This is a genomic window from Candidatus Pelagibacter sp. Uisw_137, assembly GCF_047720245.1.
Taxonomy (GTDB): domain Bacteria; phylum Pseudomonadota; class Alphaproteobacteria; order Pelagibacterales; family Pelagibacteraceae; genus Pelagibacter.
Genome location: NZ_CP159811.1, coordinates 483,418 through 499,763, shown reverse-complemented (window position 1 = coordinate 499,763; position 16,346 = coordinate 483,418). Strand labels below are relative to the sequence as shown.

16 protein-coding genes and 5 tRNA genes are annotated in these 16,346 nt (G+C 25.9%); 2 read left to right on the top strand and 19 right to left on the bottom strand.

The genetic code is table 11. The annotated features are described in order from the left end of the window. Positions 1–10: 10 nt before the first annotated feature. The 4 genes from ABXT61_RS02665 to ABXT61_RS02650 form a co-directional block, all read right to left on the bottom strand. Positions 11–86, bottom strand: a tRNA-Trp gene (locus tag ABXT61_RS02665). A 7-nt stretch (positions 87–93) separates the two neighbouring features. Continuing rightward, the gene (gene tuf / locus ABXT61_RS02660) at positions 94–1,284 is read right to left on the bottom strand and encodes an elongation factor Tu (protein ID WP_415315750.1); all 1,191 of its coding nucleotides are present in this window, start codon (positions 1,282–1,284) and stop codon (positions 94–96) included. Positions 1,285–1,329: 45 nt separating this feature from the next. Then, positions 1,330–1,403 (bottom strand) — tRNA-Gly (locus tag ABXT61_RS02655). Between the two features lie 46 nt (positions 1,404–1,449). Continuing rightward, positions 1,450–1,535, bottom strand: a tRNA-Tyr gene (locus ABXT61_RS02650). Between the two features lie 132 nt (positions 1,536–1,667). Between ABXT61_RS02650 and rlmB the strand changes: the two genes are divergently transcribed. Next, on the top strand, positions 1,668–2,414 hold the full coding sequence (gene rlmB / locus ABXT61_RS02645) for a 23S rRNA (guanosine(2251)-2'-O)-methyltransferase RlmB (protein WP_415315749.1): 747 nt from the start codon (positions 1,668–1,670) through the stop codon (positions 2,412–2,414). Positions 2,415–2,453: 39 nt separating this feature from the next. On the opposite strand, the gene ABXT61_RS02640 is transcribed toward rlmB, so the two are convergent. The 9 genes from ABXT61_RS02640 to ABXT61_RS02600 all read right to left on the bottom strand — a co-directional run bounded on the left by ABXT61_RS02640 (position 2,454) and on the right by ABXT61_RS02600 (position 11,543). Continuing rightward, positions 2,454–3,290 (bottom strand): hypothetical protein, encoded by an 837-nt coding sequence (locus tag ABXT61_RS02640; RefSeq protein ID WP_415315748.1) that lies wholly within the window; start codon positions 3,288–3,290, stop codon positions 2,454–2,456. Positions 3,291–3,488: 198 nt separating this feature from the next. After that, entirely contained in the window at positions 3,489–4,616 is a 1,128-nt protein-coding gene (rffA, locus tag ABXT61_RS02635) for a dTDP-4-amino-4,6-dideoxygalactose transaminase (protein WP_415315747.1), read from the bottom strand. A gap of 1 nt (position 4,617) precedes the next feature. Then, on the bottom strand, positions 4,618–5,139 hold the full coding sequence (locus ABXT61_RS02630; protein ID WP_415315746.1) for a GNAT family N-acetyltransferase: 522 nt from the start codon (positions 5,137–5,139) through the stop codon (positions 4,618–4,620). 34 nt (positions 5,140–5,173) lie between these two features. Beyond that, positions 5,174–6,400 carry a glycosyltransferase gene (locus tag ABXT61_RS02625; protein ID WP_415315745.1) on the bottom strand — a complete coding sequence of 409 codons (1,227 nt, stop codon included), beginning with the start codon at positions 6,398–6,400 and terminating at the stop codon, positions 5,174–5,176. 36 nt (positions 6,401–6,436) lie between these two features. Then, positions 6,437–7,426: a GDP-mannose 4,6-dehydratase gene (locus tag ABXT61_RS02620; RefSeq protein WP_415315744.1), complete on the bottom strand. Its 990-nt coding sequence runs from the start codon at positions 7,424–7,426 to the stop codon at positions 6,437–6,439. Further along, positions 7,423–7,977, bottom strand: coding sequence for an SDR family NAD(P)-dependent oxidoreductase (locus ABXT61_RS02615; RefSeq protein ID WP_415315743.1), 555 nt, complete (start codon positions 7,975–7,977; stop codon positions 7,423–7,425). The genes ABXT61_RS02620 and ABXT61_RS02615 overlap by 4 nt, the downstream gene beginning before the upstream one ends. Then, on the bottom strand, positions 7,974–8,378 hold the full coding sequence (locus tag ABXT61_RS02610) for a hypothetical protein (protein WP_415315742.1): 405 nt from the start codon (positions 8,376–8,378) through the stop codon (positions 7,974–7,976). Before ABXT61_RS02610 ends, ABXT61_RS02615 begins: the two co-directional genes overlap by 4 nt. Then, positions 8,378–9,583, bottom strand: a complete 1,206-nt coding sequence (locus ABXT61_RS02605) for a methyltransferase domain-containing protein (RefSeq protein ID WP_415315741.1) — start codon at positions 9,581–9,583, stop codon at positions 8,378–8,380. The genes ABXT61_RS02610 and ABXT61_RS02605 overlap by 1 nt, the downstream gene beginning before the upstream one ends. Positions 9,584–10,181: 598 nt before the next feature. Beyond that, complete coding sequence (locus ABXT61_RS02600) at positions 10,182–11,543, bottom strand: B12-binding domain-containing radical SAM protein (protein WP_415315740.1); 1,362 nt, start codon at positions 11,541–11,543, stop codon at positions 10,182–10,184. A gap of 279 nt (positions 11,544–11,822) precedes the next feature. Here ABXT61_RS02600 and ABXT61_RS02595 point away from each other — a divergent pair. Continuing rightward, positions 11,823–11,898 (top strand) — tRNA-Thr (locus ABXT61_RS02595). A gap of 50 nt (positions 11,899–11,948) precedes the next feature. On the opposite strand, the gene ABXT61_RS02590 is transcribed toward ABXT61_RS02595, so the two are convergent. From ABXT61_RS02590 to ABXT61_RS02565, 6 genes are all read right to left on the bottom strand, one after another. Beyond that, complete coding sequence (locus tag ABXT61_RS02590; RefSeq protein WP_415315739.1) at positions 11,949–12,869, bottom strand: hypothetical protein; 921 nt, start codon at positions 12,867–12,869, stop codon at positions 11,949–11,951. Positions 12,870–13,005: 136 nt separating this feature from the next. Beyond that, positions 13,006–13,236 (bottom strand): hypothetical protein, encoded by a 231-nt coding sequence (locus tag ABXT61_RS02585; RefSeq protein ID WP_415315738.1) that lies wholly within the window; start codon positions 13,234–13,236, stop codon positions 13,006–13,008. 168 nt (positions 13,237–13,404) lie between these two features. Beyond that, on the bottom strand, positions 13,405–14,169 hold the full coding sequence (locus tag ABXT61_RS02580; protein WP_415315737.1) for an FkbM family methyltransferase: 765 nt from the start codon (positions 14,167–14,169) through the stop codon (positions 13,405–13,407). Positions 14,170–14,219: 50 nt separating this feature from the next. Further along, the gene (locus ABXT61_RS02575; RefSeq protein WP_415315736.1) at positions 14,220–14,990 is read right to left on the bottom strand and encodes a hypothetical protein; all 771 of its coding nucleotides are present in this window, start codon (positions 14,988–14,990) and stop codon (positions 14,220–14,222) included. Between the two features lie 480 nt (positions 14,991–15,470). Then, entirely contained in the window at positions 15,471–16,250 is a 780-nt protein-coding gene (locus ABXT61_RS02570; protein ID WP_415315735.1) for an NAD kinase, read from the bottom strand. A 4-nt stretch (positions 16,251–16,254) separates the two neighbouring features. Then, a tRNA-Leu gene (locus ABXT61_RS02565) sits at positions 16,255–16,339 on the bottom strand. Between the last annotated feature and the right edge of the window lie 7 nt (positions 16,340–16,346).

The window sequence follows — 16,346 nt, the reverse complement described above, 5'->3', positions numbered from 1 at the left end:
TTTAGCTTATTGGCAGGAGCGGAGGGAATCGAACCCTCAACCTCCGGTTTTGGAGACCGGCACTCTACCAATTGAGCTACACTCCTATAGAGTTTACTCTATAATTTTAGTTACTACTCCAGCTCCAACTGTTCTACCACCTTCACGAATAGCAAAGTTTAATTTTTCGCTCATCGCAATTGGAGTAATTAATGTAACAGTGAATTTAGCATCATCACCAGGCATAACCATTTCGGTTCCTGCTGGTAATGTAACTTCTCCAGTTACGTCAGTTGTTCTAAAGTAAAATTGAGGTCTGTATTTAGTAAAGAAAGGAGTGTGTCTTCCACCCTCATCTTTTTTAAGTACATAGGCCTGAGCTTCAAATTTAGTATGTGGCGTAATTGAACCAGGTTTACAAAGAACTTGACCTCTTTGAATATCATCACGCTCAACACCTCTTAATAGAATACCTACGTTATCACCTGCTTCACCAGAGTCTAAAATTTTTCTAAACATTTCAACACCAGTACAAACTGATTTTTTAGTTGCAGTAACACCTACGATTTCAACTTCTTCACCTGTTTTAATAACACCAGATTCAATTCTACCAGTTGCAACAGTTCCTCTTCCTGAAATTGAGAAAACATCCTCAACCGGCATTAAGAAAGGCTTGTCAACATCTCTAGTTGGTTGAGGAATAAATTCATCAACAGCTTTCATTAATTCTAAAATAGAATTTTTTCCAATCTCTTCATCTCTACCTTCAACAGCAGCTAATGCAGAACCTTTAACAATAGGAGTTGTTTCACCAGGATATTTGTAAGAAGTTAAAAGTTCTCTAATTTCTTCTTCTACAAGTTCAATCATATCTTTATCATCAACTTGGTCTACTTTATTTAAGTAAACAACAATTGAAGGAATACCAACTTGTCTTCCTAAAAGAATGTGCTCTCTAGTTTGAGGCATAGGTCCATCAGCAGCATTAACTACTAATATAGCTCCATCCATTTGAGCAGCACCGGTAATCATATTTTTTACATAATCAGCGTGACCAGGGCAATCAACGTGTGCATAGTGTCTCTTTTCAGTTTCGTATTCAACGTGAGCAGTTGAAATTGTAATCCCTCTTTCTTTTTCTTCAGGCGCTTTATCAATCTGATCATAAGCAACCGCTTTTGCTCCACCAGTTGCTGCTAATGTAATTGTGATTGCAGCTGTTAATGTTGTTTTACCGTGGTCGACATGACCAATTGTACCGATGTTACAGTGTGGTTTATTTCTTACAAACTTTTCTTTTGACATTACGTTTTTACCTCAGTTTTAGTTTTATTAATAATTTTTTTTTCTTGGAGCGGGTAAAGAGAATCGAACTCTTACATCCAGCTTGGAAGGCTAGCGTTCTACCATTGAACTACACCCGCACAACATCAAGAATAACACTCCATTGTCATAAAAAACTTTATTGAATGGTGGAGGGGGAAAGATTCGAACTTTCGAAGACCGAAGTCAACGGGTTTACAGCCCGCCCCATTTGACCGCTCTGGAACCCCTCCTTATTGGGGAAGTGTCCCCTTGCTCAATAAAAGCTTCAAACAACAAGCGTTTTATATATTTTTATTATGCAATTGCAACACGAGATTTACTGTGAAAATGGAGGAAAATACATATAAAACAAAGATAATTTTATGAATAAATCATCTTTTTTAATAGTTGGTCAACATGCTGTTATTGAGGCTTTAAGAAATCCTAAAAGAAAGGTTTTAAAACTTTTTTTAACGGAAGAAAGTAAAAAAAATATTCATAGAAAAAACCCAAAAAAAAATGTTCTTGAAGACGTTAAAGTTTATTTTAAATCAAAAAAAGAATTAGATAAGTACACTTCTAAAGATCAAATTATGCACGGCGGGTACATTGCAGAAGTAGAACATATCGATCAACCAGACTTAAAAGAATTTATAAAAGGAAAAAACAAATTAACATTTGTTTGTATCGATGAAGTAACTGACCCAAGAAATATTGGATCGTTAATTAGAAGTGCCTCTTCATTTAATATAGATGGATTAATAGTTAAAGAAAGACAATTCCCATCAGATAGTAAGCTTATGTATAAAGCTGCAAGTGGGTGTATGGAGCATATTAATATTTTCGAAGTATCAAACATAAATTCTACACTTAAAAATTTGAGAGAAAAAAATTTTTGGGTTTATGGGTTCGATGCAAGAGGAGAAAAAGACTTTACAGATATCAAATGGGAAGGAAAGAATGTTCTTTTATTTGGATCTGAAGGTTTCGGTATGAGAGAACATACTGGAAAGTACACAGATTTTTTTGTTAAGATTGACATAAATAAGAATGTAGAAAGTTTAAATATCTCAAATAGTGCAGCTATTGTGTTTCATCATTTGAGTTATTTAAAAAAAATTCATCACTAGTTCAACTGTTTATTACCTAAGCCAAATTAAAAATTTTTATTAATTTATTATTGTTTTATAAATAATTTTTTTTTGTATAGACTTTTGAAATAACTTTAAATCTTGATAATATTTTTTAACTTGTCTTTTATCTTTATATATAAATCCCTGCTGAGCTTTATCTCTTTTAACACTTCTTTTGAAAATTTTTTTTAAATCAGTTTTTATTAAATATAATTCACCATAAACTTTAAAATATTCAGTTATTTTTTTTATAAAGGTTTTTTTATTTTTTTTAAAAATAAATATTGTAAAAATTCTATGAAGAACACCTTCATCTATCACACAGTAATTATCTTTATCTTTTTTTTGTATTTCAATTAAAATTAAACTTTCTAAGAACCATTTTTTTAGTTGAAGTTTAAATCTAATATCAACTTTTAAGCTATCTATTTCTTTTAAAATTATTTTATAAAACTTGTAACTATTTTTTTTTATTATCTTTTTCGATAAAATTACTAAGATTTTATGATAATTTTCATTTAATCTTAATTGGTCAATAATTTTATGATGCCACTTTCTTTCTTGTGATAAAAAATATATTTTATTATTTTTAGATATGATTTTTCTTTTAGTTTTAAAAAAAGATTTGATAAACGTAATAAATTTTGAATAAAAGAATAAAATTAAAAAAATTTTAATATAATGAACTGGATTAATTATAAAGTTTTTTAAGTAAAATTTTATAATTAACTCTTTTTGGTTTAAGACTTGCAGATTATTTTTTTTTAATCTATTGATAATTTTATTTTGTATGAATGTCTTTCCAGCTCCTGGAAGTCCAAATAGCTCAATATAATTACTTTTCCATATTTTAATTGAGTTTTTCTTATTCACCCTACCTCATTTCTTGTTTTATTCTTAAAGTCTCATGCATATGTTTTTATATGGAAAATTTGATCAAAATGCTAGAAGAACAGATTATTTTTCTATAACAATAAATATTTCAAATTAGTAGTGAGTTTAATTCACAGCAAAAAAAATTATGAATTTTAAAAAAAAAATTTATAATTTTTATTAATAAAAATTAAAGTCTTAATTATTTAAAATCTTCTTTAATTTTTCTATTACTTTATTTTGATTCATTCCAATCCAAAGAGGTAATCTAATAATTTTTTTACTTAGTTCTTCTGTTACATTTAATTTTTTTTTAAAGTACATAGATCCAATTTTTGACATGTGTAAAGGTATGTAGTGAAAAGTTGAAATGATACCTATTTTATTAAGCACATTTAAAATTTTTGTTCGTACTCTAAAATCTTTACAAATGATAAAGTACATATGATAGTTTATACTTACGTCTTTTGAATATAGTTTTTTATTCTCTATCAATTTACTATTAATTTTTTTTAAAGCTAAATAATATTTATACCATATTTTTTTTCTTTCATTAAAAATTTTTTTATAATTTAATAATTGTGAATATAAAATTGCACAAGTAATCTCACTTGGTATATATGAAGACCCGAGGCCTCTCCAACTATAATATTTCCTTAAACTCTTATTAAAATATTCTCTGTCAGTTCCTTTGTTACAAATAATACTGGCCTTCTTGAAAAATTTTTTTTTATTCAAAATGATTGCTCCACCCTCACAACTTGTTATATTTTTAGTTTCATGAAAACTAAGACATCCAATGTCTCCTAATGTTCCACAAAATTTATCTTTATATTTTGAAAATATTGCTTGAGCTGCATCTTCAATAATAAATAAATTATATTTCTTACCAATTTTTATTATCTTATCCATTTCACAAGGAACTCCTGCATAATGAACTGCAATTATTGCCTTTGTTTTTTTTGTAATAGATTTTTCAATTAAATTTTCATTAATATTTAAATTGTCATTTCTTATGTCTACAAAAACTGGTTTTCCACCCCTCAAAACAAAAGCATTAGCTGTTGAAACAAATGTATAACTAGGCATTATTATTTCATCACCAGATTTTACATTAATTAACAAAGCAGCTACTTCCAATGCAGCTGTACAACTATTTGTAATAACAACTTTTTTTGCTTTAAGTTTTTTTTCTAAAAAAGTACAACTTTTTTTATAAAAAACTTTTCCTCCAGTTGTTTCTTTTATTTTGGTTTTTAAAACTTTATCTATATTTTTTCTTACATTGTTAAAGAAAAATGGATTATTAAAAACTACTTTAGGCATACTAATTTAGATATAAATGAATCTTGTTAGAAATAAGATATTTGGTAATTTTCTTAGCATATATCATTGAGAAGGAAGTAAACTTGTGATCCATAAACTTAAAATTGTTTTTTTTTAATAATTTAAAAGTGAATTTTTCATAAAAATTTATATTTTTTTTCTTACATATTAGTATTAAAGGTAAATTATTCTTTCTTGATAACGAAAGACTTCGATTTAAAATTTTTTTTGACAAATTTTTTTTTCTAAATTCTTTTTTAATAATTAATGTATCAAAATAATAAAAATTTTTTTTTATATTTTTATTAAATACTAAATAATAATTTCTTTTTCTTAATAAATTATATCCAATTAATTTTTTTTCATTAAAAAGTAGAATATGTATATCATCTTTTTTAATATTATTTTCAAACCATTCTATGTGTGATTTTAATGAGTAATTCCAAAAAGTTTTTTTTAGTTTGCAAATTTCTATTTTTAAAGAATTATTAATTTTACTCTTTTTTAAAACTTTTATCTTCATTTTATTAATTTTACTCTTTTTTAGATTTTTATCTTCATTTTATTAATTCTAAAATTTTTTTAACTTTTTCCTTTATGTCAAAATTTTTAATTGCCGTTTTTCTTGCATTATTTTTCATTTTTACTAATAAATTTTTTTTTATATTTGAAATCTCAATAATCTTATTTCCTAAATTTTTTTCTGATATATCGTTTAAAAGAAATCCATTAAAATTATTAATAATCACATCTTTAGAAATACCAATCTTAAAAGATAAAACTGGTAATCCACAAGCCAAAGACTCATTTACCATTACTGGTCCTGCGTCTTGAATGCTTTGGTTGAGAAAAAAATCACTTCTCTGGTAAAATTTTATTAATTCCCTCTCAGTTTTGACTGAGTTTTTAAATGTACATTTAAAATTTTTTTTAGTTATTAATTCTAATATACTACTGTTACCTATAATATTGAACTCAACATTTTTATTTAAATTAGGCTCCTTTAAACAGGCATACTCTATAGCTTTAATCAATATTTGATTCCCTTTTCTTGGGTTTAGACTTGACCTAAAACTTATGGATATTTTATCTTTTTTTTTAATTTTAGTTAGCGGCTTGTATATATTTAAATTTAATCCTAAATTTAGAATATAGTTTTCGTGTTTTTTTTTATTAAAAAAACTAGAATTATAAATGTCATCATAAATTTTTTTTGTAGCACTCAAAAATGTAATTTTTTTATTATGTAAATATTTCTTTTTTTCATATAAATTTATCCTTGGAATATTTCTAAACATTTTGTTTATTGCTGGACAAGACATACAATTTTTTTTAAACCCTTCACATTTAAAATTATAATGACATCCACCTGTTATTATTTCCATATCCATTGGATAAAAAATTATTTTAATCTTTTTTGAATTTATATAACTTAGAATTCTTGGATGGATGATATTCGAATTATTATAAATTATTATTGCATTCGGTCTTTCTGAAATAATTTTAGAAACTTGTGAATAATTTTTGACTACATACTTTCCATGATTATAAAATGAATATTTATTATTTTCTTTTAGAAAAAAAAAATATAAATATTTTAAAAATTTTGAATTTATTTTATATTTAAAAATTTTAATATTTTCATCTCTTGTATTTTTTTTTAAAACATACATTTTCGATTTAACAGTTTGGATTTTATTTAAATATTTATGAACCCGGTATGCATAAAATGCTGATCCACCACCAATATCTGTCTCAGATATGTGTATAATTTTTGCTTTCATTTAGCTTAGGTTAAATTAGATTTAATTTTTAGTTTCCTAGTATTCTATAACATTTTTATCATGATTTTTTTCCCAGAATTCAATCATTTCATCAATCATGCTTTCAAAACTATATTCTGGTTTCCACCCAAGTTCTTTTTTAATCTTTGAAGAATCACCACATAAAAATTTCAATTCTTCTGGTCTCATAAATTTTTCTGATTGAGATATATATTTATCCATATCTAAGTCTAACTTTTTGAAAACATATTCACAAAGCTTTCTAACTGTTCTTGTTTCTCCTGTTGCTACAACAAAATCATCTGGTTTAGAATGGTTCATCATTAAGTTCATTGCCTTTACGTAATCTTTTGAATGTCCCCAATCTCTAGAAGAGTCTAAATTTCCTAAAACTAATTTATCATCTAATTTATTTTTTATTCTTACAGCAGTTTTAACAACTTTACTTGTCACAAAATTAGATCCTCTCCTTGGTGACTCATGATTAAATAATATTCCATTCACTGCAAATAAATTATATGCAATTCTATAATGTTTAGTAAGGTTAAAACAAAAAACCTTAGAACAGCCATAAGGGCTTGTTGGTTCAAATCTTGTTTGTTCTCTTTGATAACCATCCTCATCTACACATCTACCAAACATTTCAGATGAAGAAGCTTGATATATTTTTGAATTTTTGGAATGATTTTTAACTGTTTCAAATAGATTCAAAGCACCAATAGCATTATTCATAACTGTGAAATGTGGTATATCAAAACTTACTCTTACATGTGATTGTGCTGCAAGATTGTAAATTTCATCAGGTTTAATTTTAATAATTTTATTTTCTAAAGATGAAATATCTAATAAATCTCCGTATTCAATTGTTATTTTATTATCAAGATGATTAAGTCTTAATCTTTGATGTTCTGTAATAGAGTTTCTTCTGATTATACCATAAACCTCATAGTTATTTTCTAAGAGATGTTCTGCTAAGTAACTACCATCTTGTCCAGCTATGCCTGTAATAAAAGCTTTTTTTTTCATTGAAGTTTATAACCGTAAGTAATTTTTTTTGCTACATTTTTAGTTGAGTTTTTTTTAATTTTTTTTTTGTATTTTAAATCTTTAATCATTTTTGTATCCATAGTTCCAGGATGAAAAATCTTTAAATCTATATTTTTTTTTTTTAAAGTTTCGCTTGCACTAACATAAAGACTGACTAGAGCACTTTTAGAGGCTGCATACAACATATAGTCTTTTTTTCCCTTATTAAAACCTGATGATCCAATGAAAATTATTTTTATCTTTTTTTTATTTTTTTTTAATAAATAATATCTCAATATGTCCCAATTTGAACTAAAGTTTACATCAAAAACTTTTTTATAGTCAGTTATGTTTGAGCCTAAAACTCCAGCACAATTTATAATTATATCAGGACTAACTTTACTTAATAAATTATCAATTTTTTTTTTACTGTTTTGATTGGAAAAATCAATCTTTTTTTTATCAATTGCTATAATTGAATTATTTTTAAGTAAATTTTTAAGTTCAGTTCCTAAACCACCATTTGAACCAAAAATAATTATTTTTTTCATTTAGGAAAAATAGATTCTACTCTGTAAGTGTCATCTTCATAATTTTTTCCTCCTCGTATTCCTTGACTAAAAACTAAAAATTGGTTACCGTCTTCAAGTATCTTAAGTGCATGAATTTCATATGGCGGAGTGCTTACCAAATCACCTTCTTTTAATAATTTCATTTTAACTTCATCAGAGTTTACTTCTTTATACCAATATTCTAGTGATCCCTTAGTCATTAACATATGTTGTGTTGTTTCTTTATGGTAATGATTTCCTCTAAGAGTGTTTGGTTTTGAGTCTATTATTGCTACATGTTCAATATTAACTTTGTAAAAAATATCAAAAATCTCACCTCTTTCATCTTTGTGAGCTTCTAAATTTTTAGGAAGATTTTTTTTTATATTTCTATAAATCATTAAAATACTTCTATAAAATTTATATCTTTATTAATAGTCAAAAGTTTTTTCTTTAAATGTTTTTTTAAGTTCCAAGTTAATAAAATTGCACATATTTTTTTATATTTATTAAGTTTTTTGTCATTATAAATTGGTATTCTTGATTTTGGTGTATACTTACCTATTTTGTACTTTGATGATTCTGTAATAAAATCTATATGTGTATTGTTTAGTCCAAAAGTATTTATTAAAGTATTTGCTTTAGCAGCAGCACCAATACCAGCTATTATATAGCCTTTGGATTTATAGTGTTGTATCTGTTTAATAGTCTTATTTCTTTTTTGAACAATAAACTTTGATATTTTATCATAAATTTTATTATTAAAAATTCCACTTTTTTTTTCATTATTAATATAATTTTTAATTTTAACATTTATTTTTGGTTTTGAACTTTTTTTTGAATAAACTCTTATTGAGCCACCGTGATATTCATTTTGTTCTATTTTTGTAATCTGAAAATTATTCTTTTTTAAAATATTAAAAGCCATAAATATGGTAAAATATGTAACGTGTTCATGATATATTTGATCAAATTTTCCACTCTTGACAGTATTAAGCCAATAAGGAAGCTCAAAAATAAATGTGCCATTTTTATCCAATAAATTAAATACGCCTTTGATAAAATTATTTGGATCATTTGAATGATTTAAAACATTGTTAGCGATTATTACATCTCCCTTTCCATATTTTTTTAATATCAACTTACTGCTTTTATTTGTAAAAATTTCTTGAACTGTGGTAATTTTTTTTTTATTTGCAATATTGACCATAAATTTAGAAGCATCTATACCCATTACACTGTGACCAAATTTTTTAAAATTTGATAATAAAAAACCATCATTTGATCCAATTTCGTAAACTTTACATTTATTTATTTTTGTATTTTTAATCACATCTTTACAAAAATTTTCCCAATGTCCTCTAGAATATTCGGAATTTCCTGATGTATATGAATAATCATATAAATTATATCTATCTTCAGGTCTTGTTATATTTCCAACTTGAATAATTCCAGACTGTTTGCACATAAAAACTTTTAGTGGATAAGTAGGTTCTTTTCTTTTTAATCTTTTTTTTTCAATGAATGTATCTGCAAAGGGATGAATTCCTAAATCCAAAATTAGCCTATTTTTTTTTGATCCTGCTATAAGTTTTTTAGACTTCATAATCAAATATTTTTTTGGTCTTTTTTATTACCATAGTAAGGGCCATTTTTAATTTCATAAATTATAGTATTTTTTTTTAATTTTTTGAATGAATGACCACCTCTAAATAGCAAAAAAACATCTCCAGTCCCAATTTTGAGTTTTTTTAAGATTTTATCATTTATATCATAGACTTTAACTTCCAGTAATCCTTTAATAACAACCCAAGCTTCTTGAGTTAAAGATATTTTTCTTATTTGTCTTAAATGCTTGTGAGGGGTTAAAAATGCTCTATTTTTTAAGTCAATTAAACCTACTTGTAAAAACTCGCCATCAGGACAAATATCTATTCTTTCTTTATTAAAATCCTTTAACCTATAATAAGCACCTATAACTTTTTTTTTTTATATTTTGAAAAAATTAACATTATTTTATTTTTTTAATACTGAATTTATAACTACACCATCTACTATAATAGAGTTTACCAAAGAATACTTAAGAAAAAAATTTTCATCGTAAATCGTTTTATCTAAATAATAATTAGTAATCCAATAATCTGCATCTTCTGCATTTTTTGTTTATCTTTTTCGTGTAATAATGCAATTCTTTTTATTTGATTTCACTTTCTAAAAATACTTACAAATGTTTTGAAAACTATGTATAGTTTTTTAATATCAAAATAGAAGTTTTTATAAGCTATTTGTTTATATTTATTCAACAATTGTTCGTTAAATATTTTATGCTTGTAAACTAAATTATATTGATTAAATTCTTCCATTTTATTGACTACTATATCATTCTCAAATTGTTTAAATGCAGGAGTACCAGGATAAGGAGTGAAAACACTAAATTGTACAAGTTGATTAGGCAATAAATTTGAATACTTTATTGTATCCATAGTCGTTTGTTCATTATCTTCTGGATTTGCCAACATAAACATTGACTTAACCATGATACCTTTCTTTTCTAATTTTTTTATAATTTGATACTGAGAATCTTTTTCTATCGTAAAACGCTTGTTGTCTTTTAAGACCCCATTATCAGCAAACTCCACACCAATATAAATTAATCTAAGTCCTGCTCTAAACAATAGATTTATTAACTCATCGTCTAAGTTATTTAAATGAGTTTCAATTAAAAATTCAATTTTTAGTCCTTGTTTTATAATTTCCTCACAAAGCGCTACGGTATATTTTCTATTAATTGAAAATACAGGATCTCTAAACACGAATTTTTTTGCACTCAATAATTTGACCCAATGTTTAATTTCATTTACCACATTATTTACACTTCTAAATCTTACACTTCGTCCTTGCTGAAGTGGATAAGTGCAGTAATGAAAACATGAATACGGACAACCTCTTGTTGCGACTATTGGTATTGCATCTTTGTTATTAAAACTTAAAAAATTATTTTTTAAAGAATAATCTTTTATATATTCATCCCAACTAGGAAAAGGTAAATCATCTAAATTAGCAACAAATGGTTTACCAAAATAAGACCGGCCTTCATTATTAAAAAATTTATTCAAATTATCAAGATCATTTTCTAAAAAAAAAGTTTCAGGTTCACCAGGAATTACAAAAGAATTTTTCATTTGATATGCCTCTTTTTTTACATTTGCAAATATTCCAATAATAAAAACTTTAACACCTAGATTTGTTAATTTTTTTAATGCACTCACCTCAGTTTCATGCGCAATGATTGAACTTGGCATAACAACGAAATCATAATCACTTATATTCTTAATTTGCTCAATTTTTTTTGTATATTTAACGAGTATTTTTTTTTGTTTTAAGATAGAATAAATATACAAAGCAGACATTGGTGGCATTGAGATTGTTTTGCCAACAAAAAAATTCATTATTTTTCCTAGGTAATTTGTACCAAAGTTATTTCCAGTTCCATAGCCTCCAGCTGTATCTTTAACAAGTCTCCAATTATCACTTGGGTATATATCTAGAATTAAAATTTTAAGCATAGAAAAATCTTATTATATGTTCACGTTTCAATGTTTAATAATACAATACATATTTAACAAATCCATTTTTTTTTATTCTTTTTAATGGGTGAAAATATGTTTTTGAAATCCCATGAGATGCAGGATTACCATACCGACTCCATGCTAACAGATCAGTCACATTCAGTAACTTTCCATCACAATTCAAGTGAGCTGCTAAAAAGCAACGAACAACTATATTGTTTTTTATGCATTGATTTAATTGATGTTTCGCAGTAAAAACTTGACAAGAAACAAAATGCCCTTGTAGCTCAGCTGGTAGAGCAATTGATTTGTAATCAATAGGTCCGCGGTTCGACTCCGTGCGGGGGCACCATCACTTCCACGGTTAACAGATGGTAATACACGATTACTTTAGCGCCTAAATTAAAAGATTTTTGTAGGGTTTAAATACTTTCTTAATTTTTCATATCTGTTTTTTAAATAACCGACTTTTCTATCAATAAAAGATACCGAATCCCACAAATCTTCATTATAATGAATACCTGAGTGAATAGATCTTCTAACTGGAGAACCTTTTTCTCTTACATCTACTGAATGTAATGCATCTTCATTTCCAAAAAAAATTACTAAACAATTAGCTTTATATTTTAAAGATTTTTTTTTTTTTATAAATAAAAATTGAAAATTTCTAATAATTGAATTTATAAAATGTATGCCTCTAGTCAAAATTATTTTTTTAATTTCAAATGGTAGTCTAAATTTCCATGCATGTAAGAGTAGTTCCCCACCTAATGATTTGTCATTCATGTCTCTAAAGTACAATATACTGGTAAATAATTTAGTAGCTGAATCACAGTGAATTTCTAACTTTTTACCATTAACTTTCTTTGGAATACTTGTTTTTTCTACTGGAGAATAAAACATTGTTGAACTAATTCCTGTAAGCTTACTATCGATTTTTTCTTCATTATCTTTGATAGATAATTTATTTGTTAATTCATTTATTTTAAATTTTTTTGGATATCTTTTTATTAATTGTTCTTTAAATATTTCTAATAACTTAGAAGAGTACTCTGGAGAAGCCAAATATTTTAAAATCTGTGTCCAATACTCATGTGTATTTTTATTATCATAAATATTTTTATCACTAGTATAACAAATTGTATTATCATACAATTCAAGTTTGTGAGGAGGTTTTGGAAAATTATCACTTAAAACTTTATAAAAATTTTTTGGCAGAGCATCTTCTATTATCAGGTGTGGAAAAGGTTCTTGATAAAAATTTTTTTTATCTATTAATTTTGTTAACAAAAAATCAAGGCTATCAGAATTATTATAAATCATTAATTTCTTTTTAATACCTGAAAAAATCCTCTATATCTATAAAATTTTATTCATTAATTTAATTGATGCTTCGCAGTAAAAACTTCGTACGAAACAACAAACCCAGAACCACGATCCCTAAAAATTTTTTCATTTTTTATCTTTCATTAAAAACCATACAGTATTCATCTGTTTCAACTATTGTAAATCCTAAAGGACCTTGATCAACTTCTTCCATCATTAAAGATTGCGTACAATTAGTTTCGGCATATTCATACCAAATACCAATAAAAAATTCACACTCACCAGCAAAACATGTGGCCATTTCTGAATAGGCATTACTACTTAAAAACAAACCCAGAACCACGATCCCTAAAAGTTTTTTCATCTTCAAAACACTACCACTGTGCCCAGATTGTGACCAGACTAAAAATATTTTATGATTATTGCTGCAAACAAATGTTTATTTAAACTTTTAGAATTGATTTGTAATCAATAGGTCCGCGGTTCGACTCTGTGCGGGGGGCACTGAAACATATTGATTGTATTCAAAAAATCATTTCTTTGAATATATATAGTTTTTATTACCTCCGGTGGGCACTCCAGTTTGTCTAAAATTTAAAGTTTCGAAATAATTATGAAAATAACTTAACTCGTCATCATTGTTCATTTCTATCAAGACAGATTTTAAAGATCGTAGTTTTAAAGTTTCTTGCATTCCATCGAACACCTCTTTTTCATTTCCATCTATATCTATTTTTATATAATTTGGTTCCAATATTGCTTTAGTTGAAACAAGATTATCGATTTTATCACTGCACATTAAGTAAGAAAAACTTTTTTGTATTTGATCACCAAAATTATGACTGGAATAACCTGACTCAAACTCACTTTTATAATTAAAATAATTAACAGATCTAATATCGCTTAAAGCAATAAGCACTGGAGTAATATTATTACATTTATTTAATTTTATTGTTTTTGCCAAGTCAATAAACGAGTTGACTTCAGGCTCAAATGCATAAACTTTAATATTATGTTTTAATCCAGCATAAATTGAAAAAACACCAATATTGGCACCTATGTCAAAAAATACCTCATGATCTTTAAAGCTATTAATCCAATCAATTGTATTTTGTTCTTTTCCATCCTTCTCAAATTTTAGCCACCTTCTTTTTACCAAATTATTTGAAGGCGAATAATAAATATCTATTAAATTATAAGAAACTCTCTCCTTCTTATAAACATTTTCAGGATAGATATTTATTACTTTAGCTATATATAAAATTATTGTTTTAATTATTTTTTTTATAAAAAACATTATTATATATTCCTATTTATTATTTAAAAAATTAATACTAGATAAAAACTTCATTTTTTTTTTATTCTAACAAATATGTTTAACGTCTGCCTTTCATCATTGGTGTTTAGATCAATTTTATCAACTGAATGCCATGAATTTTCTGTCTTAACAAATCCCACTAATTTATTTCTTGAATATTTGGCTTGATGAAAAACAACATGATCAGCTTTAAAATCTTCATATTGGTCAATTGAAACGTGTTTATTTTCCCAATTTTTCCAATTTCCTGCGTTATTAATATTTTTCCAGAATACTGTATTACCCATATTTTTTTTTGTCCAATCATTATTAGGAAAATAATAAATCATAGATAAAAATTTTGAAGGTATGTCCGTATGTGGAAGAATATTTTTTTTTCCCCTTATTTTTGTAAACATAAAAGTAACTTCAAGTTCTCTAAAAAAAGGTCTTAAAAGAAATGGAATTTTTTTTTTGTCTAATGTCCAAATTTTTAATGCACCCAAACCTCTTGACTTTAAATTGGCAATTAAAGATGAAAAAAAAGCTGATTTTAAAAATTTGATGTTATTAAATGCCCCAAATAAAAACTTCCAATTTTTATTTTCATCTAAAAAATTTTTAAAATTTTTGTCTTTACAGCTAAAAGTGTCCTTACCAAAGGTATTATCACTACCTTTAAAATATTTATCAGATGGAAATGAGTTTAAAAGAGAGGTGTATTGATCTTCTAGTAGAAAATTATCAATTTCAAATAAATGAAAAAATTCATTTGAGAGGTAGGTTTTTTTATTTAGTGATAAATCAAAGTTTTGTATCATTATTTTTTCACAGAATTATTCGTTTAGTTGATATTGAGAAATATATAACAATAAATTTTTAAGTTCAACGGCAGTTAGTAGATAATTCAAAATACAACTCCAATAACAAATTCCAAATCAGGTGTCTAGGTGATGGAATGAGTGTCCCTGATCCATGGTTAAAACTGAGCTATTTTTGGTCCTTTATTAAATGAATAACATTTTCGCCATATTGGACCGGTGTTAAGGTTGCCCTCTCCAAACTCAATAGTAAATGTAGCTTGAACCTCTTCTTGATCACCACAGTTTATACAACGATCGATAATAGGTTTGTTGAAAAGATTTTCTGTTAAAGATGGATGAATGACCTTTGGACCAACTCATTTTGAAATTTTTTTGGTAGAATTTTTGTATAATATTTTTTCATATAGTTTTTAATATAAAATATTTTTTTTGAAATTGAATCTTTTGTCATAAAGAAAATTTTAAATATTTAACTTTTTAATTAGTTTTAATTTCTTTTCTTGTTTGTTCGATCTTTATTTTTTTGTGAAGACTGTTATTCTTATCGTACAATAATTCAAAACTAATTTTTTTATTAGCTTGAATTTTAATAGTCTTTGCATTTCTGACTTCAAAATTATCTGCAACGGCATTAATGGGTCTTTTAATTATATCTAGATTTTTTATTAATATTTTAGATTTATCACTAAGTATTATGCCCTTCCATCTTCTAGGCCTAAAGGGACTAATAGGTGTAACTGCTAGTTTTCTTGAGTTTAAATTTAGAATTGGTCCATGTGCTGATAAATTGTAGGCTGTACTACCTGCTGGCGTTGAAACTAATACGCCATCAGAGATAAGATTTTTAATAATATTTTTTTTATTAGTTGTAATTGAAATTGATGATGCTTGTTTGCTTTGTCTTAAAATAGAAACCTCATTAATAGCTATTGATTGTTTTATTTGATTACTCTTGTTAATAACAGTCATTTGTAGAGGATAAATTTTTACACTATTAGAAGTATTTAAATTTTTAATAATATTTTCATTTGAGAACTTATTCATCAAAAAACCATAGTTTCCAGAATTAATTCCATAAAAAGGCTTTTTATACTTATATAATTTTTTTAAAGTTTGAAGCATGAAACCATCTCCACCTAAAACAATTATTATGTTTGATTTCCTTAAAGATGTAATATTAACTTTTTTAATTAGGATTGATTTAATTTTCAAAGAAGTTTTCGTTTTATCAAAAATTAAATATACTCTATCTTTCATTTAGTGGTGCCCTCGGCCAGACTCGAACTGGCACTCCTAAAAGGCAAGGATTTTAAGTCCTTTGTGTCTACCAATTTCACCACGAGGGCACATATT